Source organism: Arachnia propionica, from assembly GCF_003859805.1.
GTDB classification, from domain to species: domain Bacteria; phylum Actinomycetota; class Actinomycetes; order Propionibacteriales; family Propionibacteriaceae; genus Arachnia; species Arachnia propionica_C.
In genome coordinates, this window is sequence record NZ_RQZG01000004.1 from 200,968 (window position 1) to 221,907 (window position 20,940).

21 protein-coding genes are annotated in these 20,940 nt (G+C 65.2%); 12 read left to right on the plus strand and 9 right to left on the minus strand.

Annotation, left to right across the window (positions count from 1 at the left end; genetic code table 11):
• Positions 1-32: 32 nt before the first annotated feature.
• Entirely contained in the window at positions 33-1,169 is a 1,137-nt protein-coding gene (locus EII34_RS05300; RefSeq protein ID WP_124843668.1) for a glycosyltransferase, read from the plus strand.
• Entirely contained in the window at positions 1,166-1,783 is a 618-nt protein-coding gene (locus EII34_RS05305; RefSeq protein ID WP_124843670.1) for a transglutaminase domain-containing protein, read from the plus strand. The genes EII34_RS05300 and EII34_RS05305 overlap by 4 nt, the downstream gene beginning before the upstream one ends.
• Before the next feature lie 6 nt (positions 1,784-1,789).
• Here the strand turns inward: EII34_RS05305 and EII34_RS05310 are convergent, their stop codons facing one another.
• The 9 genes from EII34_RS05310 to EII34_RS05350 form a co-directional block, all read right to left on the minus strand.
• Complete coding sequence (locus EII34_RS05310) at positions 1,790-2,257, minus strand: hypothetical protein (protein ID WP_124843672.1); 468 nt, start codon at positions 2,255-2,257, stop codon at positions 1,790-1,792.
• Entirely contained in the window at positions 2,254-2,550 is a 297-nt protein-coding gene (locus EII34_RS05315) for a hypothetical protein (RefSeq protein WP_124843674.1), read from the minus strand. Before EII34_RS05315 ends, EII34_RS05310 begins: the two co-directional genes overlap by 4 nt.
• A gap of 952 nt (positions 2,551-3,502) precedes the next feature.
• Positions 3,503-3,862 carry a hypothetical protein gene (locus EII34_RS05320; RefSeq protein WP_260425057.1) on the minus strand — a complete coding sequence of 120 codons (360 nt, stop codon included), beginning with the start codon at positions 3,860-3,862 and terminating at the stop codon, positions 3,503-3,505.
• Positions 3,863-3,871: 9 nt separating this feature from the next.
• Positions 3,872-5,116, minus strand: coding sequence for a hypothetical protein (locus EII34_RS05325; protein ID WP_124843676.1), 1,245 nt, complete (start codon positions 5,114-5,116; stop codon positions 3,872-3,874).
• A 63-nt stretch (positions 5,117-5,179) separates the two neighbouring features.
• Positions 5,180-9,124: a type VII secretion protein EccCa gene (gene eccCa / locus EII34_RS05330; RefSeq protein WP_124843678.1), complete on the minus strand. Its 3,945-nt coding sequence runs from the start codon at positions 9,122-9,124 to the stop codon at positions 5,180-5,182.
• Positions 9,121-9,825, minus strand: coding sequence for a hypothetical protein (locus EII34_RS05335; protein ID WP_124843680.1), 705 nt, complete (start codon positions 9,823-9,825; stop codon positions 9,121-9,123). The genes eccCa and EII34_RS05335 overlap by 4 nt, the downstream gene beginning before the upstream one ends.
• Positions 9,822-11,132 (minus strand): type VII secretion integral membrane protein EccD, encoded by a 1,311-nt coding sequence (gene eccD, locus EII34_RS05340; RefSeq protein WP_185711187.1) that lies wholly within the window; start codon positions 11,130-11,132, stop codon positions 9,822-9,824. Before eccD ends, EII34_RS05335 begins: the two co-directional genes overlap by 4 nt.
• A 1-nt stretch (position 11,133) precedes the next feature.
• Positions 11,134-11,640, minus strand: coding sequence for a hypothetical protein (locus EII34_RS05345; RefSeq protein WP_124843684.1), 507 nt, complete (start codon positions 11,638-11,640; stop codon positions 11,134-11,136).
• The gene (locus EII34_RS05350; RefSeq protein ID WP_185711188.1) at positions 11,637-12,380 is read right to left on the minus strand and encodes an RDD family protein; all 744 of its coding nucleotides are present in this window, start codon (positions 12,378-12,380) and stop codon (positions 11,637-11,639) included. The genes EII34_RS05345 and EII34_RS05350 overlap by 4 nt, the downstream gene beginning before the upstream one ends.
• A 105-nt stretch (positions 12,381-12,485) precedes the next feature.
• Between EII34_RS05350 and EII34_RS05355 the strand changes: the two genes are divergently transcribed.
• The 10 genes from EII34_RS05355 to EII34_RS05400 all read left to right on the plus strand — a co-directional run bounded on the left by EII34_RS05355 (position 12,486) and on the right by EII34_RS05400 (position 20,847).
• Positions 12,486-12,887 carry a hypothetical protein gene (locus tag EII34_RS05355; RefSeq protein WP_185711189.1) on the plus strand — a complete coding sequence of 134 codons (402 nt, stop codon included), beginning with the start codon at positions 12,486-12,488 and terminating at the stop codon, positions 12,885-12,887.
• 43 nt (positions 12,888-12,930) lie between these two features.
• The gene (locus EII34_RS05360; RefSeq protein WP_124843690.1) at positions 12,931-13,236 is read left to right on the plus strand and encodes a hypothetical protein; all 306 of its coding nucleotides are present in this window, start codon (positions 12,931-12,933) and stop codon (positions 13,234-13,236) included.
• A 2-nt stretch (positions 13,237-13,238) separates the two neighbouring features.
• On the plus strand, positions 13,239-14,300 hold the full coding sequence (locus EII34_RS05365) for a DUF6177 family protein (RefSeq protein WP_124843692.1): 1,062 nt from the start codon (positions 13,239-13,241) through the stop codon (positions 14,298-14,300).
• 6 nt (positions 14,301-14,306) lie between these two features.
• Positions 14,307-14,642 (plus strand): hypothetical protein, encoded by a 336-nt coding sequence (locus tag EII34_RS05370; RefSeq protein WP_124843694.1) that lies wholly within the window; start codon positions 14,307-14,309, stop codon positions 14,640-14,642.
• Positions 14,643-14,644: 2 nt separating this feature from the next.
• Entirely contained in the window at positions 14,645-15,022 is a 378-nt protein-coding gene (locus EII34_RS05375; RefSeq protein WP_124843696.1) for a DUF6507 family protein, read from the plus strand.
• 32 nt (positions 15,023-15,054) lie between these two features.
• Positions 15,055-18,483, plus strand: a complete 3,429-nt coding sequence (locus EII34_RS05380) for a hypothetical protein (RefSeq protein WP_185711190.1) — start codon at positions 15,055-15,057, stop codon at positions 18,481-18,483.
• 9 nt (positions 18,484-18,492) lie between these two features.
• Positions 18,493-18,963 (plus strand): DUF6301 family protein, encoded by a 471-nt coding sequence (locus tag EII34_RS05385; RefSeq protein ID WP_124843700.1) that lies wholly within the window; start codon positions 18,493-18,495, stop codon positions 18,961-18,963.
• Between the two features lie 91 nt (positions 18,964-19,054).
• The gene (locus tag EII34_RS05390) at positions 19,055-20,128 is read left to right on the plus strand and encodes a DUF6177 family protein (RefSeq protein WP_124843702.1); all 1,074 of its coding nucleotides are present in this window, start codon (positions 19,055-19,057) and stop codon (positions 20,126-20,128) included.
• A gap of 4 nt (positions 20,129-20,132) precedes the next feature.
• Positions 20,133-20,468, plus strand: coding sequence for a hypothetical protein (locus tag EII34_RS05395; protein ID WP_124843704.1), 336 nt, complete (start codon positions 20,133-20,135; stop codon positions 20,466-20,468).
• Position 20,469: 1 nt separating this feature from the next.
• A complete protein-coding gene (locus EII34_RS05400; RefSeq protein ID WP_124843706.1) occupies positions 20,470-20,847 on the plus strand; it encodes a DUF6507 family protein in 378 nt (125 codons plus the stop codon).
• Positions 20,848-20,940: the final 93 nt, after the last annotated feature.

Genomic DNA, 20,940 nt, shown 5'->3' on the forward strand with positions numbered 1-20,940 from the left:
CGCAAGTGCAGAACTGCTGGCAGAATCGGGGCATGCGGATTGCTCAGCTGGCCAACTTCGTCGGTCCCACGTCGGGGGGCATGAAGGTGGTCATCGACCAGCTCGGGGCCGGGTATGCCGCCGCGGGCCACGAGCGGATCTTCGTGCGGCCCGGACCGCGTGATGCCATCATCGAGACCGAGCAGGGGATCGAGGTGGAGGTCAGGGCACCGAGGTTGACCAAGCAGTACCGGATGATCGCCAGGCCGTGGCGTGCCCTGGACGTCCTGGACCGGTTCCGCCCCGATGTGGTGGAGGTCTCGGACAAGTGGACGTTGTCCCCGGTGGGGCGATGGGCGGCGAGACGCAATGTCGGGTCCGTGCTGTTCAGCCATGAGCGGCTCTCGGACATGTTGGCGATGTGGATCAGGCGTGGGTTCGGTGTGGAGACCGTCGTCGGGGCATTGAACCGCCGATTGTCGAAGGAGTTCGACGCGGTGGTGGTGACCAGCCGGTTCGCGGCCGACGAGTTCGACAACACCGGGGCGAGGCTGGAGCTGGTGCCGTTGGGGGTGGACCTGGAGACCTTCCACCCGGACAAGGGACATCCCGTCGACGACGGTGTGCTGAAGCTGGTCTACGTGGGGCGGCTCAGCCACGAGAAGAGTCCACAGCTGGCGGTGGCGGTGGCGGCGGAGCTGCACCGCCGCGGGCACCGGATCAGGATGGACTGCTACGGCACCGGCCCGGATCAGGCGGAGCTGGAGCAGATCGCCGGAGAGGCCCCGGTCCATTTCCGGGGTTTCGTCGCGAGTCGTGATGAGTTGGCCCGACGCATCGCGGAGGCCGACCTGTCCTTGTCCGTGTGTCCGGCGGAGACCTTCGGGCTGGCGGTGCTGGAGGCCTTGGCCTGCGGTACCCCGGTGCTGACCTCGAACCGTGGCGGGGCCTTCGAGCTGGTGGATGCGTCCTCCGGCATCTCGGCACCGCCGGATCCTGCACTGCTGGCGGATGCCGTCGAGGAACTGATGCCCAGGCTGGGTGAGGGGATGCGTGCCTCGGCCAGGTCCAGGGCGGAGGAGTATCCGTGGTCGGCGGCGGTGACGCGGATGTTGCGGCTGCATGAGCGCCTGGCTGGTGAGGTGCCGTATCGCTCACTCAGGGGATTCGTGAGGAAGGGACGCAGATGAGGCTGAGGAAGAGGATCGGGCTCGCCCTGGGGCTGGTGACCGTCGTCGCCCCGGTGGTCGTCGCCGCCCCGGCGTCGGTGAAGGGCAACCGGGACCGGAGCGTCGCTGACCTGGTCGCGGAGTTGCAGGCGACCGGGTTGCTGGGTCGTGACCTGGCGGATGCAGCCATCGCGAAGGTGGCGGGGGAGTTCACCCATGAGTCCTCCTGGCACCTGTGGGAGACCCCGGAGGTGGCACTTCGGCAGGGGAGGGGGTGGTCTCACCAGTACAACACGGTGCTGCTGCTGGTGCTGCGGCAGCTGGGGTTCCGGGCGAAACTGGTCCATGCGGCCCGGGTGCGTGGATGGGGCAACCCGTGGTGGCACGTCGGGCATGCCTGGGTCAAGGTGGTCATCGACGGCCGAACCCACGATGCCTGTGCCTCCCGGGTGGGGAACCGGCTCGATGACATCGGCTTCACACCGGTCACGGTGGAGCTGCCGATGCGGAAGGTCTCCCGCTGGGCGGTGGGCCTGTGCCTGGCTCCGTTCGTCGTCGCGACGGTGTGGCGAAGCTGGTTGACCGGCAGGCCAGTCCCGGCGTGGCTCCATCGGAGACGCCGGGACGCAGCCTGAACGAGGTCAGGCACCCCTTCGAGCTGCTGCTCTCTGCTGGTCCAAGGGAAGGGCTTTGAAGGCACCCATGGCGTTGGGGTCGTGTCGGTCGATTCCTGCTTTGCGGGCTCGTCGGTACCAGGGTGGAACCAAGAAGGGCGGGAACCAGAAGAAGAATCCGAGAAGGAAAGTGACGCCGCTGAACGTCCAGGTCAGGCCGATGATTCCCAGGATGGGATCGGGGATGGTGGCTTGCAATCTCTCCAGCTTGGTGACGGGGCCAAGGCCACCCATGATCAGCATGGCGATTCCGCCGTAGAGCATGGCCAAGGGTGGGCAGGACCAGCCGGTGTAGTGGAGGACGAACCGTGGTGTGCGTTCGGTGTAGGCCACCCAGCCGACCCGTAGGCAGACGAATCCGATGAGACCGAGAGCGATGAAAAGTACGGTAGTTTCGGTCGTGAGTCCCTCCAAGAGGGTGATGCTGTCTGTCATCCTCCGAAGAGCTTCTTTCCGAAATTCCAAGCAGATTCTCCCACATCGGCGATGTTGTCGCCGACGCTCTTGCCGTCGCCGTCAGAGTCCCATGACATGGCCAGGCCGACTCCGAAGCCGATGGCGAGGCCGACTGCTGTTCCGCCGACGGGAAGGAGTGAGCCGATCGCGGCTCCTGCCGCAGCTGAAGCGAGTACTTGTGATCCGGTTCGTACCGCGGCGGTCTCGACGACTCGGCTCTGGCGTTCGTCGGCTGTGAGTTCGGGGTGCTGCTCGCGGAAGCGTTTGTCCATCTTCTCGTGCTCGCTGGCGTAGGTGAGTCCGACGCCGAGGACGAGAGGCCCCTCCCGGCTGCTCTGCCGACTCCCGTGACTCCGGTGTAGGTGCGTGAGGTGTGTTCTGTGCCTTTGCCGAACCATGTGACGGGGTTGTACCACTTGACGGGTCTCATGCCATGGGGTTTGGTGACAGTCGTGGGTCCCCAGCTTCCTTTGGGTGGTCCGAGGAAGGTCTCGCGCATACTTGCTGAGAAGCGACTCAGGAAACTGCCTCCTTGGTTTGGTTGAGGTTTCCATGATTTCCAGTCCCAGAAGTTGGTGCGATGGTAAGAGCTACTGTACTTGAAATCAAACTCCACGCCGAAGATGCGTACGTAGAATCGTTTGACGACGTGTTCGATGTTGAACTTGTAGCTTTCTGCTGAAGCTGCGATGGCGGCGATGATTGTGTCACCGGCCAGGCCCTGCCAGGCTGGGGCTCCTTCCTCGGGGAGGCCGTCATCCCCGACTGAGGACAGTTGGTTGGCGCAGTTGTTGATCGCTGTCTCGTATTTGTTCACGAGCTCGTTGATCTTTCGCTCGAGTTCTGTTCCCTCAAGCTCGTACTTGGCGTGCTCGGCGGCATCCTCAGGGGGTACTTTGGCGTTGTAGGTGTCGGCTTCTGTCTTGAGGGTGTCGCGTTCTGTTTTGAGGGTGCTGATCTGGTCGGAGAACAGGGTCATGGCCGTCTTGACGCTGATGCAGCCGTTCATGGCGTGTTGGGCCGTGGTGAGGGCGGGGTCCAGGGATGAATAGAGGAGGTCGCTGTGTGGGGTGACGTAGTTGTCCCCGGCTGCGAGTCCTTTCCAGGTGCTGTGGGCGCCCTCGATGTTGGTGTGGAACTCGGCGCCGCGGGCCATCAGGCTGGAGGCGGAGTTGAAGATGGTCTCCGGGTCAGGCCAGTTCTCGAGTTCGCTGGTGTCGATCTTCATGCTTTCTTCCCATCTGTGATGCGTACTTCGTCGACGTTGTTGGCCTGGCGTTCGGCGTTTTCTGTCGTGGCGGCCATCTCGGCATCGGCTCGTTGGATCGCGGCCACGGCCTGTCTGCCGCCGGCGACAGCGCTGCTGACCTGCTGTTCGGAGCCGGTCATCGCTGTGGTGAGGACGCGGTTGTAGACGGCGTTCAACGACGAGGCGAGTTTGGCGCTCTTCCCGGTGCAGGCCGAGCCCAAGGTGTCGATGTCGTTCGAGACGCTGGTGTGGGAGTTCTTCGCGTTCTGGTTCTCCTGATCCACCTTGGTGAAGATCTGGAGGCAGGTCGGGGCGTTCACCTTGTGGTAGGTCATCGAGTCTCCTCAGTTGTTCTCGGTGATGATCTTGGTCAGCGACAGCCAGAACGTGCCATCGCTGGGGCGGTGGATGGTGAGCAGGTCACTGGTGTTGCGTAGCGTGGGTTCGTACCACGTGGTGGCTTGGCCTCGTGTTGGGGTGTGGATCCAGTTCAAAGCGGTCCTTGAGCTGCTGTCTGTCAGGGACAGCAGGGTCCAGGGCTGGTTCGCGAACTCGGCTGCGTCACCACTGGGGGTGAAGGTGACCTGATCGCGCTCAAGCTTGTCCTGCAGTTGTTCCGGGCTCAACTCGAGTTGCACATCCAGCGGCCATGCCGGGGTGGTGTTGGTCCAGGCGAGGAGGATGCGGAACAGGTCGTTGGTCGGGCAGTAGGCCAGCAGGGTGGTGTCGTCCTGGTCCGGGTTGGGGGTGGTGAAGATGGTGGTGGAGTCGGTGATCCAGAATCGGAACTCGCGGGATCGTGGGGTGGCGGCGGTGATGGTCCAGCCGGTGCCGCTGAGGAGATGGTCGATGTACCAGTACCCGGCTGGGCTGGGGGAGCCGTCTGGTTCGAGGAGTCCGGCAGTGGTGAGCTCGTCCTTGACCGCTCCGGTGACGGGGGTGAAGATCCGCTGGGCGGCGTGGGTGAAGAAGGTGTGGGTGGCGTCGTGGCTGAGGACCAAGGGGTCGGCCTGGAGGACCAGCTCGGGTGGGCTCACCACGGTGAGGTCCTCGCGGGGGGCGCCGTCGCGGGTGGTGGCCCACTCATCGAGGGTGACCTCGGGGATGGTGGCGGTGGTCGGTGGGGTCTGCTGCTCCGCGGGTGGGAGGGCCTGGAGGGTGTCGAGGATCATCTGGTGGTGGTCGCCCGGGCTCCAGGTGACCAGGGGCAGGGTGAGGGTCAGCTCGGCGATCACACCGTCGGTGATCGTGAGGTCCTGGATGCTGAGCAGGCAGAGGATGTTGCCGTGGAGTTCCTCCGGGGTGACGGGGGAGAGCAGCCAGGTACGGCGGTGCTCGACCCCATGCAGGTGGAGGGCCTCGACCTGGATCACCAGAGTACCGGGATGGTCCGTGGTTGAGCGGAGGTTGGCCTGACTGATCGCGGCCAGCGCGTCGGGGCGTGGTTCGACCACGGATTCCCGTAACACCACGTTCGGTGTGAAGCCCAACGACGACGCGGGCGCGACGGCGATGACACAGCCGGGTTCCCTGACCTCACGCCACCCGTCGGGGACCTCACAACAGAAGGCCGATCCCACCAGCTGCATGACTGTGTCCTCTCGTCGTTGCGAGGCTTCAGTAAAACATCTGCAGGGGTCACGCGGAAGTGGTCAGGAGGAACCAGTGAAGCGTTTCGTGTCGGCTATTTGGATGATGTGAGGTGTCTCGCCGCGTCGGATGTAGCGGCCGCGGCCGGGCTGGAGCCGTTCCGGTGTCACCCGGGGCAGGATCTGTCCCTCGGTGCGGTCCCCGGACATCAGCAACACAGCACCTCCGGTGTCACGTACCGCCTGCAGGAACGGGCTGTACATGGCGCGGGAGGAACCGGCCACCGGACGGGCGACCACCAGATGGAGCCGCAGGTCCCGGGCCGCAGGCAGATGGGGCAGCAACGCGGCGAGTGGTTCGGTGCCACCAGCCGAGACGATGTCGTGGTCATCCACCAGCACCACGACCCGAGGGGAACGGAGCTGCTCCTCAGGGCTGCGCGACGGCCGTTGCTCCAGCTCGCTGGCGATGGAGGCGGCCAGCCCACTGGCCTGCTGGAGCGACCGGGCGTGGGCAGCCAGGTAGTCCTCCGGGATGCTGTCCGGCACGTGCCCTCGGGGATCGATGACGGCGATGGCCAGCTCCTCCGGGGTGAACCGGGCCACCAGACCCTGCGCGATGGTGCGCAAGGTGGTGGACTTCCCGCACTTCGCATCGCCCAGGACGAGCAGGTGCTGATCGGCGTCGGAGAAGTCCCACAGCGCATTGCCCATCGTGTCCTGCCGGATACCGAGGGGGACGGCGGTCGGCTCCAGGATGGGGTCGGGGAGCGAACTCGGATCGATGTGGTTGGGCAGCAGCCGGATCGGAGCCGCCGACGGACCGGACCAGGACTCGGAGACCTGCCGGACCAGCTCGTCGAGGGCCTCGCCCTGATCGGCACCCTCGGCTCCCTCCAGCGACGGCAACGCGACCTGGGCGAGCGTCTTGTTGTCGGTGAGCACCCGGCCCGGGGTGTCGTTGGGAATGGTCGCCGCGAGTTTCCGGTCGATGTTCGAATCACTCGGATCGTTCAGCCGGAACTCCACCCGGGTGCCGAACAGGTTCTGGTGGGCCATCCGCAGGTCACCCCAACGCCCCATCGTCAACACCAGGTGGAGGCCGTAGCTGGAGGCCTGCAGCATCAATCGGTTGAAGGCCTCGTCCAAGGAGTCGAAGTCACTGCGGAGCAACCCGTAGCCGTCGACGAGCAGCACGATGTCCGCGCTCGTCAACTGGGGCAGCTGTCCTTGGGCATGCATGGTGCGCAGGTGGGACATCGAGTCGATGCCGTGACTCTTGAACAGCTGCTCGCGCGCCTGGACCATCACGGTCAGTTCCTCGAGGAGCCGACGGATCCGGTCCGAGTCGCCACGGGTGGCGACACCACCGACATGAGGGAACCCCTCGATCCGGCGCAGGCCGCCACCGGACAGGTCCAGACCGTAGACGGTGACCTCACGCGGCGTGGAGGTCAGGGCCAGGGATGCCGCGATGGTGCGCAGCAGCGTCGTGCGTCCGCTCTGCGGGCTGCCGACGATGGCGACATGGCCGCCACTGCTGGTCAGGTCCAGCACCCACGGTTTCTGGCGCTGGTGGGAGGGGTCGTCCTCCAGGCCGACGATGACCCGCAACGGGTCGGTGTTCGCCTCATCCAGCACCCGCCCCAGGGTGAGCCGGGAGGACAGGGGCGGCAGCCAGACCGGCCTGACCGCGGTGTCCTCGGAGCGCAGTGCCGAGACGACCTCGTCGACGAGGGTGCGGTTCGTGTCGGGACGGTGCAGCACCGGCACCTCGGGGTTGTGCTGGTCGGTGTCGATGCCGTTGTAGATCGGCAGTCTGTGGGCCTGTGGACCCATCTGGGTCACCTCACGACGCACGCCCGAGGGCATCGGACCCGAGACGTAGCCGGCACGGAAACGTTGGTAGACGGAGGTGTCCACCTTGAGGTAGCCGTAGCCGGGTTGTGGGGGCAGGTGGAAGGCGTCGGCGGTGCTCAGCACCACCTGCGACTCCGACTCGCTGAAGGTGCGAAGCCCCAACCGGTACGACAGATAGGTGTCGAGGCCACGTAGTTTCCCGCCCTCGATGCGCTGGCTGGACAGCAGCAGGTGAACCCCGATGGAACGTCCGATACGGCCGATCTGCAGGAACAGGTCGATGAAGTCGGGTTCGGCCGTGAGCAGCTCACCGAACTCGTCGATGACCACGAACAGGTGCGGCATCGGAGGGAGGTCGGGTTGGCTCCGGCGCAGTTCACGGTAGTGGGTGATCGACGGTGAGGAGTCGGCATCCTTCAGTTGCTGCTGTCGCCGCACCACCTCACCCTGCAGCGAGGCCCGCGCGCGGACGGTGAGCTGTGGGTCGTCGGCGAGGTTGTCGATGAGCCCGGCCAGGTGGGGCAGGGGCTGGAACGGGGCGAAGGCCGCGCCACCCTTGTAGTCGACGAGGATCATCGACAGGTCCTCGGGGGAGTGGGCGACCGCGAGCGACAGGATCAGGGTCCGCAGCATCTCGGACTTGCCGGAGCCGGTGGCCCCGATGCAGATGCCGTGAGGTCCCATGCCCTGCTGGGCGCTCTCCTTCAGGTCCAGGTGGATCAGCCGTCCGGCGTCGTCCACCCCGAAGGCGACCCGCAGGAAATCAGCCGGGGTGCGTGGCGTCCACAGGTCCTCCACACGGATGGGACGGGTCAGGTCCAGTCCCAGCATCTCGGAGATGTCGGCCTGGTGACCCTCCACGATCTCCTGGTGCAGGGCGGTGAAGGTGCGCCTGGCTGCCAGGGTGCGGGCCACGGCCTCGAACACCCAGCCCGTGGTCTCCTCAGGGGTGAAGGTGATGGTGGTGGGATCGTTGCTGCGGGCCTCCTCGGTGAGGGTGGCCTCCTCCCGCAGATCGATGCGGACGTCGACGTCGTCGGGCTCGTCCAGACGGTCATCGAGGAGGTGGATCACCGTGATGCCGAGGTCGCGGGTCTGCAGGGTCTGGTCGGGGCGACGCAGGGCACCGGCGGCCTGACCGTGCTCATCGGCCACCACCACCATGCGGGAAAGTTCATCGGCGCTGACCCCTCGGCGTCTGGCCGCAGTGGCCTTGGCGGAGCGGTCCACCATCTCACTGCTGAGGATCTCGCTGAGGTCGGCCAGCGTCGGGGCGACGCGCCGGGCGGGCACGGGGCCGTCGAACAGGTCCGGGTTGTGGACGTGGGGCAGCAGGTCGAAGCCGCGCCAGTCAGCGGCGTGGTCCCGCGGGAAGGCGAGCGCCAGGTCCAGGTCCTCCGGGATCTGGTGGGTCGCGAGGTTGAGGATGATGCCCCTGGCCAGGGGAACGGTGCGTTCCCGCGGCCCGATGATCGCGACGACGGCGGCGTCCTTCAACCGGAGCAGGGCCGGCATCCCCTCGATGCTGCTGTAGGTGTCGGCGACGAGTTTCGCCTCCTTCTCCAGGATGGGGTCCGCCGGTTCGATGGGGGAGCCTGCCGAGGGCAACCTGAATGTGAACCACGGGGTGCGTGCCACACCGATGCGGGCCTGGAGGTGGTCGCTGTCACCTCGTCGTCGTTCCCACAGCCGTTCCGGGTCGTGGATGAAGGTGATGAGTCCCTCCGGCGTGGGGTGGAGGGTCTCGGCGGCGAGTCGGGTGGTCTCGGCACGTTCCCTGACGTCGAGTCGCAGACGTTCCAGGTAGTCGAGGTAGCGGGTACGTTGCAGCCGCAGCTTCTTGGCCTCACGGCCCTGGCTCGAGATGGCGAAACCGACCCCGCTGACCAGCGCGACGACGAAGACCACGCCGGCGAGCAGCATGAACAGTGGCTGGCCGTTGCGCATCACCACCATCATCGTCACGGAGGTCAGCGCCCCGACGACGGGCAGCAGGAACTGGAAGGGGGTGGTGGCGACGTTGGAGGAGAGTGTCGGTGGCGGTGTGACCTCGATGGGGTCCGGATCCGGCAACGGTGTGCTGGTACGGGTCGGGCGGTGCAGCCGCCTGACCGGCAGTGTCGTCTCGGGGGTTCGGGTCTCACTCATACGGCTCGCTCCTTGTAGCCCCGGCTCAGGTCCTGGATCAGTCCGACCGCCAGCCGGTACAGTCCCAACGCGTCAGGCTCACGGAGTTTCGGTGGGGTCGCCTCGCCGCGGGCCAGCCGGGGATCGTGACGCAGCAGTGTCGCGGGCAGGGGCAGGTTGCCCACCAGCTGGCGGATGCTCGGCCCGACCTCTCCCTTGACATCGACGACGGCGAGCCGAACGGCCTGCTGTTTCGCCAGCTCGGCGCCGACGTCGAGGGTGGACTGGATGAGCCGTCGTACGGCCGGGGTGACCAGACACAGTGCATGGCTGTGGGAGGCGATGGCCCGCATGTGTGACAGCGGTGCCGAGCCCCAGTCGGTGAGGGTCATGTCGTGGGTGAGCTGGTGGCCACGGGTGGACTCCGTCCACGTCCTGAGCGGGTCCTCCGTGCGGTTGCCGCCCAGCCGTTTCACGGTGCCGCTCCAACGGTAGCGGGGACTGTCGGCATCGGCCCGGGTGACGAGCAGGATGCGGTCGGTGCGGTGCAGGGAGAACATGCGGGCGATCTCCGTCGTCACCGTGGTGGCACCGCAGCCGTCCGTGACGGAGACGAAGCTGATCCGGCGACGTACCGGCAGCGGTGTCCCCATCTGTTCCGCGAGCACCGTCAACTCCCGGGCGCGGCCGCTGGCGGCTGCACGGAGCCAGGCCGGACTCATCGGAAGACCTCCAACAGATCGGCGAAGATCCCGAGGGCGGCCAGGGCCAGCGGGATGACGGCGATCATCAGCAGCAGTTCGAGGATCTCCGCGGCGCGACGGAGCTTGGCCGCCACCACGGCACTCGGCCGGGTCAGGGAGAGCGCCAGCAGGATCGCGACGACACCACCGAGCACCGCAGCCCGCTGCATCGAGGTGAGATCGGGATGGTTCAGCAGCACGGAGAGCAGCGGTGCGGCACCGGTGATGAACAGTGCCACCTTCTGGGGGGTCAGGGGCAGGATGCGGGCCCGCAGGAGGACGATGACCCCGGCGACGGTCGCCATCACCATCGCCCACTGCTCACCGGTGCCCACCAGGATCAGCAGGGCCAGCAGCATCGGCAGGGCCACCGCGATGATCGTCCAGGTCAGCGTGGCGAATCCTTCCAGGATGGCCCGCTGCACCTGGCCACGCTGAGGGTGTTCCCCCTGGACTGACTGGTCGTCGTAGCGCGTCAGGCCCGAGAAGGACAGGGCCAGGCCGGGGAGCAGACCCAGGGTGAGCAGCCCGGCCAGCACGGTGCTCACCGCCAGGATGAGCGGGTCCCATCGCAGGAGGGAGGCCGTGACGAAGACCGCGGCGACGACGATCCCGACAATGGCGGCGATGAGGGCGGATCGTCGTCGCATGCCCCACCCCAGCACCGCCCCGAGGAGCAGCCAGCCGATGGCAGCTGCGACGAGGATCATGGCCTGCGGGGACAGCTTCCCGGTGGCCTGGAGCAGCGGCAGCATCGCACCCAGGGTGGCCCCGGAGAACACGAGGGCGGGCAGTGGCTGATCGCGGCGGGCCAGGAACACCGCCCCACCGAGCAGCACCACGATGCCGATCAGCTGGTAGCGGCCCTCCAGCAGGTCATCGGTGATCCTGGGAGGCAGGGTCAGACCACAGATGATGAAGCTGAGGATGCCGGCTGCGACGGCGCTGACCGTTGCGGCGGCCCGGGGGGTCCAGCGGTCACGCAGGTCGTCGCGGGTCAGCGCCACGGCGTCGGTGACATCGGTCACCTCGGGGGCGTGGGGGGCCTCGTCGATGGCGGTGAGCCGCAGCATCGCCCCGTGGGCGACGTCCTGCTCCGACATCGAGGTCCCGAGGTCGAGGCGGTCGCCGGAAAGGGTGCTGAGGGCGAGTTCCTGCCCACCGGGGACGTTCTCCTGGAGCAGCTGCAGCAGCTGGGGCAGCAGCGTGCCGAGCGGCTCGTCATCGGGCAGGACCAGATCGGCCTTGTGGGTGTTGCCCAGCACGGTGACTCGTGTGTATCCCACGTCACTTCTCCTCGACGACTTGGAGGGTTTCCGGGTCGATCCTGAGCCCCGAGGCGGGGTCGGTGTAGTAGCCCGTCTCGGGGTCGAAGTACCAGCCGAGGCGCACATCGATGGTCCGACCCTGCGGGTCGGTGGCGAGCATCGTCTCGGGGTCGACGTGGAAACCGGTGCGCGAATCGATGTAGATGCCGGTTTCCGGGTTGTGGAGCAGCACGGTGTCCTCCACCTCGACCCAGCCGTCGCCGGGTTTGATGGGGTTGGAGCTCATCGCCTGCATGAAGGCGGTGATCGCCTGGGTCTGCTTCTGACGTTGGAGCAGACCGAGGACGAATCCGGTACCGAGGCAGGCCATCCCGATCACGGCGGCGAGGATGAAGGAGCCGAGGAGTCGGTTGACGTTGCTGTTGACCTTGTGGCGTTCCTGCAGGCGGCCGTGGATGAAGGCGGAGGTGAGACGTTCCCGGTGGGATTTCGTGGTCTCGATGAGTGTGCGGTCGTACTCGTTCATGCTGCTCCCGTGTGGCTGGGGATCGCCTCGATGTCGAGTGTGCGTGCGCCCAGGCGGAGTGTCGTCGGGTGGTCGGTGGGCAGGGGGAGCCGGAAGGGTTCGTGCGGGGTGATGGGTACCTCAGCGGTGGGGGTGAGGTGGGCACTGCCGCTGCGGCTGCCGAGATCCTGGACGATGAGCTGACCACCGTCGAGCCACATCGCGAGGTGGGTGCGGGAGATGCTGCGTCGGATGTCGGTGACGGCCACCTTGGTGAAGGCGTCCGATGCCTTGGGGAAGCGTCCGATGACGCAGGGCAGCGGAAGCTGGAAGATGGAACCGTCGTCCAAGGTGCCGACCAGCTTCGGAGGTGAGGTCGGCACGGGTTCGGGGCGCTCCCAGTCGAGGATGACGGGGCGGGGTGACAGGTGCAGTGGGTCCGTTCCCCGTCGGATCCGAACCGCACGGAGTCCTGGCCGACGCCCGGGCAGTTGGGTGTGCGGATCAATGGCGCGTAAACCGAGGACAACGTGCCCGAGGCTGCTCCCTTGTCGTCTTCTTGGCCAAACTTGCAGAATGAAAGTCACAGTGACAACAACTGCGGTCAGGATCCACGACAAGGTGTCGGGAAGCTGGACCTCGATGGTGAGCCAGCGGGTCGCGTAACCTGCTCCGACTAGGGCCGTGAGGTCGATCACGAGGGATGTCAGGGCCAGCCACGCGGGGGCCGGGACGTCGACGAGTGCCTTGTCCTGTGCCAAGGTGAACCTCCTTTCTGCCAACCACAGTGAATCATGCCGCTGCGGTCAACGTGGTCGGGAGGGGCTGCGGGTGAACCATCACTCACCTAGGGTGGGGGCTGCCCGGTGAACAGCGCCGGGAATCCTCAAGGCACATGGATGTCGACCGGAAAGGACGTGGACATGAAATTTTCAATGGAAGAAGGGACTCTGGTTCAGCTGGGCCAGCGCACTCAGGTGGAGGCCGAGGACCTGGGCGTGCTCGTGAAGCGGTTGGCTGAAGCAGCCGAGCCCTTGGAGGGCCAGATGAACGGGCCGGCGCGTGCGGCCGTCGACAAGTTCAAGGCCAACACGGATGACATCGCTGCCGCTCTGACCAGTGCTGCCTTCGGTCTCCTCGGGTCCGTCATAGGACAGAACAACGCGTTCGTGACCGCTGCTGAGGAGGGTGCTGCAGCGCACCAGGCAGCTGAAGGCTCCGCCGACTTCAGCTCCGCCGAGCTCCTGAACCGCATCGGCCCCCGCTGAACCCGGCCCTGACCTGTTGGTGATCTAGGAAGGAATTTGAAGCATGGGAAATCAGTTGGATCGCAACGACTACAACGTCGCGGCATCTCAGGCCGCCCAGGCAAACTTCGAGACCGTCGCCACCCAGTTGGAGGCGGCGCTGGACCGTCGTGATGCGGATGTGAAGAGGGCGATGGCGGAATACCAGGCTGATGGGGTCTCGGAGGAGTACGCCCATCTGGAGAGGCAGTGGAACGACTCCGGCCATGAGGTGCGGCAGACCATCTCCTTGATGCGTCAGTCGCTGTCGGACAACGACGACATCGCGGTGCGCGCCGGTTCCACCGCCAGGTCCCACATCCCGACCTGACCATGAAGGTCCTGCACCCCTTGGCCGATGAGTGGGCCGACGACTATCTGCTGCTCACGACATCGAGTGAGCGGGTGGTGCTGACCGCTGCCATTCGGGGTTTCCTGATCGAGGCTCGATCCAGCCAGTGCACACCGGTGCTCTTGACGAGTTCCACGGCGCATCTGGCGTGGACGGTGATGGATGAGCTGCGGGTCTCGGGAGGTTGCTGGGCGGTGCAGGACGATCAAGGCCGCGTGTTCGACGGGGGGACCGGACGACGTATCCGGTCCTTCCGCGAACTGTGGTCACCACAACCGAACAGTGATCCCGGGTTGCCCGCCTATGACGGGGTCTGCTCCTCGGGGCCGGGAGCCTTCCTCTTCGATGTGTTCACCCGCGAGGAGGCAGCCATCGAGACCCGGGCCGGTGGTGTCGCTGAGCACATGGTGGCAGAGCTGGGGGGAGGCAGGCTGGTGCGTTGGGACACCTGTGAGCCACTGGCCAGGCCGTGGTCACGGGATGACCTGACCGAACATCTGCGGCTCCAGATGCCCGCCACTGAGCATCATTTCGCGCGTAGCGACATGGACGTGCCGGTGAGCATCACGATGGCGCGGACCCGGCACGGGTTGCTGGAGCACACCAGGGGGATAGTCCCGGTGGGCACCTACGGTCGGCCAACCGGGTTGTCGGCGCGGGCCCCGGTTGGTTCGCACCCGGCGCTGACCAGCGCCCTGCTGGGGCTTGCGGAACGCTTCAGGGTGAACGTCGCGCTGATCACCTATTGCCAGGTGACCGAGCGGGACGGCTCCTTGGGGCAGCTGCCGGAGCGACGGCACATGGATGCCCCGGCTGCGCTGTTGATCGGGCCGATCGCCGCCCGCACCCTGAAGCTCGATGTCCGGGAGTTGGAGCAGCGGCATGATGTGGAGCTTGCCGGTCCGCGGAAGATACCGAGTGTGCTGGTCCGGTTCAGTGGACCTGATGACCTCTGGTTCCAGGCCATCAACTTCTGTCGTGACCTGGACCAGGAACGACTGGCCGGGTTGCTGGGGATGTCCGCATCCAGCGGAAAGGAGTGACCCATCATGGCGACGGAACTGGTGTTGCTGAGTGAGGTCCCCGTCAGCATGGAGGTGATGCAGAACGCACTGCTTCGAGCACAGGGGGACGGGCGTCTGATCGAGTTCAGGGGTGGTGAGTTCACCAGCCTGTTGGGAGCTGATGACAATCACCTGCTGACCGTCCACGCCACCAGGCTGGTCCAGCGTCCGGAAGAGGTGGCCAAGGCGATTGTCGCACCACCACAACACTTCAGGCTCTGGACCGAGATCACGGTGCCGTTCGGAGTGCTCGCCGCTGGACGCGCTCTTGCGGAGGAGATCGCCGCTGAGGTCGGTGGTGAGCTCAAGGAAAGGATTTGACGATGACAGCATGGAGTATCGAACCATCGGGGCTTCAGACCCTGTTGACCAATGCGGAGACTGAGAAGGACCTGCTGTATGGTGCGCTGGAGGACAGCGACTTCGAGACGATCTATACCAATTTGCAGTCTGCAGGGGACATCAGGGGTGACGTTTTCACAGCCCTTAGTGGTCTGTTCGAGGACAACAAAGAGGCGTTGAAGACGATCTGTTCCTCGGTGACTGCCGGGATCGTCGGTACCACCTATGCGTCGAGGGCCTACATGCAGGGCAATGAGGACATGGCGACCTCGGTGGAGGCCGAGATGATGAACGCTGCTGACACCGGTGACTTCACATACTTCGAACAGCTGGCTCAACAGGAAGAAGGTGTCTCATGAGTGATCAGCCGCAATCCGAGGACGGCTTGGTGATGCCGTCGGCCTTCCCGGTCCAGTCCTCCACCATCAACGTCGACAACGTCAACACTGCTGCATCGGATCTGCGCTCGATGGGCAAGGACGTGGACACCCACATGGACAACATCGTGACCCACTGGAACGGGTTGCCCGCGGTCTACGTGTCCCCTGAATCCGCTCAGGTCTACACGATGATGGACTCGGCCGCCACCTCGTCGGAGAGTCTGAAGAACACCCTGGACAAGGCAGCTGACGCCATCGAGACCTACGCCACCGAACTGAAGCCCATCAAGACGACGTTGGAGACCTTGGAGAAGGACGCCGCTGCGTTCCGCGAGGAAGCGTTGGCCGGGTACGACGGGAAACCATGGAAGGAAGACAAAGGAGCGATCAAGCGCAACACGGAGTTGCTCAGGCGCTATGCAAATGTTTATGAATCGCTGACCACAGCTTCGTCGAACTGCGCCAACAGCATCAATGGGTTGTACACTCAGTCAACGCCTGAACAAGTTGTCCCTGTTTCCGCGGATGCTGTCATGGCTCACCCTGAGATGCTGCCTTGGGGTTCCCCAGTGAAAAAGGATCGGACCTGTACCGAGGAGGCTGTTGACACTGCATCTTATCTTAGTTTTCCTGGTAATCCGGTTGGTGGCATTGCTGATGCGCTTGTGCTGTCTGGCTTCGGGTCGCAAACGGCCGGTGATGCATGGCGTTCATATGGCACAGGTCTGTGGAACTTTTTCTACAACAACTGGGATGCCTCGGCATCGTTGCTGGGTTTCGGTTCTGTCCCTCTAGGGCAAGCTTGGTGGGGATTTGGTAACGTCGTGGTGTCTACGATGTTCTCTGGAGTAGTTCCTCAGGTCATCCTCAGAAACTCGGGGAACGATGAGACTGCTGCTTGGGCGCAAGAGCGTCTTGATGTCACCAATACTGCGGTCGCCAGCTTTGTTGGGTATGACTACATGGCTGCGAAAAATGGTGGGGATGGCTGGCACCTTCACAAGGAAGATCCGATCGCTGCCAAGACTGAGGCGCAACTCAACATCGCGACCTTGCTGATTCCCAGTCCAAGCGGAGCCGCAGCAGGAGGGACGCGCGCAGCAGTGGCGGGTGGCTCACGCGCGGCTGTCATCGCCTCCCGGGCGGGCCGAGCGGCGATGCTGGCTGCCGATTTCATGGTTCCTGGTGGCGGATGGGCAGTCAAGGGCGTCACCACAGTGACCGGAATGGGGATCAACGGAGTCCGGACCGGGTTGAAGGGGGTGACCGCGCACTTCGGGAAGCCCCTTCCCACTCCCGCTGGAGCCGCAGCAGCGGCTGCACCCCACACTCCCGTCTCCGGTTCCTTGGGGCTCGACGATGCACCCACGCCACCCGCCAAGGGTGGGGGCGGCTCTGGGGGTACAGCTCCCGATCTGGGTGATCTTCCAGGGGCGGCGGACGCCACACCGTCGAAACCCCCGACCAAGCCGGACAACGTGCTCCCTGACGAGGTCATGGACACCAACCTGCCTCCCAGGGATCCGGGAGGATCTGGCTCCGGTGCCCCGCAGGGGCCGAGCAACCCGGCCCCGGACCCCGTCGACGTGTCCTCCGCGACCCCGCCGAATTCCGGTGTGGGCACCCCCTCGCGGATGCCGGATCTGGAGACCCGGATTGGAAACGCTGCTCCGGAGAAGGTGCCCGCGATGGCTGGCGCTCCTGCTGCAGAGGCAACCGCGCAGGCCACCAGGGCGGCTGAACCGACCGTGGTCAATGTCGCCGGTGAAGGACAGCCGAAGGTCGGTGGAGCAGCTGAGAGCATCGGCACGAAGGATGCTGGGGCCGGTGCATCGCCCGAGATCACCGGACCGAAGGCTCCGGAACCGGTCAGGACGACGGCTCCTGAGCCATCGGCCCCCCAGATGCCGGAACCGGTGGGTGCGAACGCCCCAGAGCCGGTCGGGACGAGGACCCCTGAGACCTCTGCTCCCCAGATGCCGGAACCGGTGGGTGCGAACGCCCCAGAGCCGGTCGGGACGAGGACCCCTGAGACCTCTGCTCCCCAGGCGCCGGAACCGGTGGGTGAGAACGCCCCAGAGCCGGTCGGGACGAGGACCCCTGAGACCACTGCTCCCCAGGCGCCGGAACCGGTGGGTGAGAACGCCCCAGAGCCGGTCGGGACGAGGACCCCTGAGACCACTGCTCCCCAGATGCCAGAACCGGTGGGTGAGAACGCTCCGAAGACTGTGGGGAGCAGAAGTGGGGCCGGGACGACCACACCATCCGACACATCGCGGCCGTGGCTGCCTGACATGGAGCCAGACCATCGGCATGACATCGACGGTAGGGGTGGCATAGATACCTGGGATCCGGAACCACCAGTGGGCGAGCCCAGGAAGGCACCGGATGCAGGTGACCCGGTGACCCCTGACATAGGTGATGGTCACCTCCCTGACGTCGAGGCGAAAGCCACGGACGGGCCAGCTGCTGAGACAGGGAGCCAGACCACTCGTCCGGTTCCAGAGGGAGACCGTGACTGGAGGCTGGGCGAGGACGGGTACTACCACGAAGCGGGTGACCCTGACTGGGAGAACACCTTCCGGGACAGAGCCGGCAACTTGCAGTACAAGACAGGCGGTTTCGCCCCTGACCCGAACCCTGCTGAGCCCGCAGACCTTGTCAAGGCGGAGCACACCCATGTGGAGAACCCCGAGGGACTTGATGACTCACTGCATCGTGCCAACGAGGACGGGGTCACCTATGGGGAAGATCTTGCGGAGCGCAACGCTCTGCGGGAGAAGCACATGGGGGACAAGGCAACACTTGACCAGCTCGTCGATGAAATGGGCATCACCCCGGAGGACCTGAAGGAGGTCAAGGAGAAGGGCCTTGAGACAACTGTTCAGAAGAAGGAATCCGAGGGTGGGATCACTCCTGCCCAGGGCAAGGAGTTCAAGGAGGCCTTTGTTGCTGAGAAACAATCCTCGGCTGATCTCAAGAAGGCCTCGGAAAAGCTGGGAGAGCGCGCGGGCGAAGCGGTGATCGACGCCCGTCAGGAGACGTCCTTGTTCAAGGGTGACTCGCAACCCGGTGCTCATCGCCTGGATGATGTCGGAGTGGATCTCGACACCCAGACCATCAACATCTATGAGGACAAGTGGGACAACTCCCGGCTTGGTTCCTCGAAGGTTGACGGGGTGCCGCACCAGCAGGGCACGGCTGGCTACCTGGACAAGCTCATGCGAGAGGATCCCAGGTTCGCCCAGGCACTCTCGGATCTCATCGACAGCTCCGGAGCCAAGGGGCAGGCGCTCAAGGAAGCGATCGAGAACGGAACCGTCGAGATCAACTACTACGTGGTCAGGGCCCGCCCTGACGGTACGGTGGACATCTACAAGTTCACCCTTGACCACAAGCCAGAACTTCCGGAGCTGCCCCCACCATCAGAGAAGGAGTGATGTGTTGCCATGAAGTCGATCCCTGCTGATGAGGTTGTCCGTATCGCGGACTTCTGGGTCAATCGTTCGTGGCCTCTCACCGAGGAGGAGGCGTTCGAGTGCTGCCGTGAGCTGGGCTGGACCCAGGATGGTGAGGGTTTCTTCCACGTGCCCTACGGTCTGAAGCCCTCCCATGTCTCGATCGTCGTTGGACATGCTGAGAAAGGTGTGGCAACCATCGATTTCAGCATCACTGACTACGTGGGTGAGGACTCCGCTCAGCGTGGCGTCTTCATCAACGACGTGCTGGCGGAGGTTTCTGCCAAGCTTTCTGAGCTCTGGGGAAAACCGAGGACGAAGAAGCAGAAAACGTCCCAGCAGGTGCAATGGGATCTGGAGAACAGCTGCCGGGTGCGACTGACCAGCGGTGGTGCCTCTGTGATTCTCGTGATCCTCAGCCCTTCCTACGCTGATACCGAGCGCTACTTGGAGCAGAGGTGACGTGAACCATGGTGAACCTGGGGTGTGACCGCCACGTCGTGACCTCTCGGGTGACAGAGGCGAACCCGGCGGATGTGGGGTACTGCTGAGCATGAAGGTCCTGCACCCCTTGGCCGACGAGTGGGCCGATGACTACCTGCTGCTGGCGTGCTTCACGGAGCGGGTGACGCTCTCGGCGCCGATTCGCAGTTTTCTGCTGGAGGCTCGCAAGAGCCAGTTGAAACCGGTTCTGTTGACCTCGGCGACGGCGCATCTGAGCTGGTTCGTGGTGGATGAGCTGCGGCTGGCGGGTGGCTACTGGGCGGTGCGGGATCTTGATGGGAAGGTCTACGACGGGAGGACCGGCGTCCGGATTCATGCGATCTCCGAGCTGTGGGGACCGGTGTATCGGGGCGAGCCGCTCCTCCCGTCGTTCAACAATGTGACCTCTGCCGCGCAGGGAGCCTTCTTCTTCGATGTCTTCACCCGCGCCGAGGCCACGGAGCGGACCACCGCCGGGACGGTGGCCGAGCACATGGTTGTCGGCCTTGGTGGCGGGCCGATGGCGCGGTGGGACACCTGTGAGCCGTTGGCCCAGCCGTGGGAACCGGCGGCGCTCACGGCTTCGATGCGTACCCAGATGCCTGCCTCCGAGCGTCATTTCGGGCGCAGCGCAGCGGGTGGGCCGGTGAATGTGACGCTTGCGCGTACCCGTGGCGGGGTGTTGGAGCACACCCGGGGATTGGTGCCGGTGGGTGACTACTGGCGTCCCGCCGGGCAGCCTGCCAGGGCTCCGATCGGGGCGCATCCAGCACTGACCAGCACATTGACGGGGTTGGCCGAGCGCTGGAAGGTCAATGTCGCGCTGATCTCGTACTGTCAGGTGGCTGAGCGGACCGGGTCGTTCGGCCAGATGGCGGAGCGACGACATGCGGATGCCCCGGCAGCGGTGCTGATCGGCCCCGCGGCGGCGCGAAGCCTGGGGATCGACGTCGCGGACCTGGCCTCGCGCTACGACGTGGAGCCGGTGGGGCTCACCCGGGCCCCGAGTGTGCTGGTGCGGTTCAGTACTGCCGATGAGCTGTGGCGACAGTTCGTGAGTTTTGGGCACGACTTGGACCAGGAACGTCTGGCCGCACTGCTGGCCACCGAGTTCGAGGAGCTGCGCTCCTTCGGGGGAGGATGAGGCCATGGCCACGGAGCTCGTGTTGTTGAGTGATGTCCCGGTGAGCATGGAGGCACAGCGTCGCGCTCTGCTGCGCACCGAGGGTGAGGGCCAGATCCTTGAGTTCAGGGGCGGTGAGATCAGCACTCTGATCGGAGCCGACGAGAAGCACCTGCTGACGGTGCACGCCCCCAAGGTGATCCGCGTGGCGGACGAGGCGGCTCCGGCGCTGGTGTCACCGCCGCGGAGTTTTGGGCTGTGGACCGAGATGACCGTTCCCTTCGGTGCGTTTGAGGCCGGACGCGCTCTTGCAGATGCGATTGCCGCAGAGGTCGGCGGTCAGATTGAGGAGAGGATTTGAGATGACTTCCTGGAGAATTGATCCGGCTGGGCTGGAGGGCCTGCTGACCAGCGTCGAGACCGAGCAGATGGCTCTCAACGGTGCCTTGGAGGAGGGCGACTTCACGTCGATCTTCACCGGGCTGGAGTCCGCCGGTGACATGCGCGGGGATGTCGCGACGGCCTTGAGCGGGCTGTTCGAGGACAACAAGGAGGTGCTGCAGACGATCACCTCCTCGGTCGCTGCGGGAGCGAACGGGGTGGCCTTTGCCGCGCGTTCCTGTGCGGAGGGCAACGAGAGCATGGCGGCGGCGGTGCAGACGGAGATGGTGCGTGCCGCGGACACCGGTGATTTCAGCTACTTCGAGCAGCTGGCACAGCAGGCAGGAGAAGGGTCATGAGCGAGCAGCCGCTGTCGGGGGATGGGTTGGTGTTGCCGGAGGCGTTTCCGGTGAAGTCGTCGAAGATGAATGTGGAGACGGTGCGGACTGCGG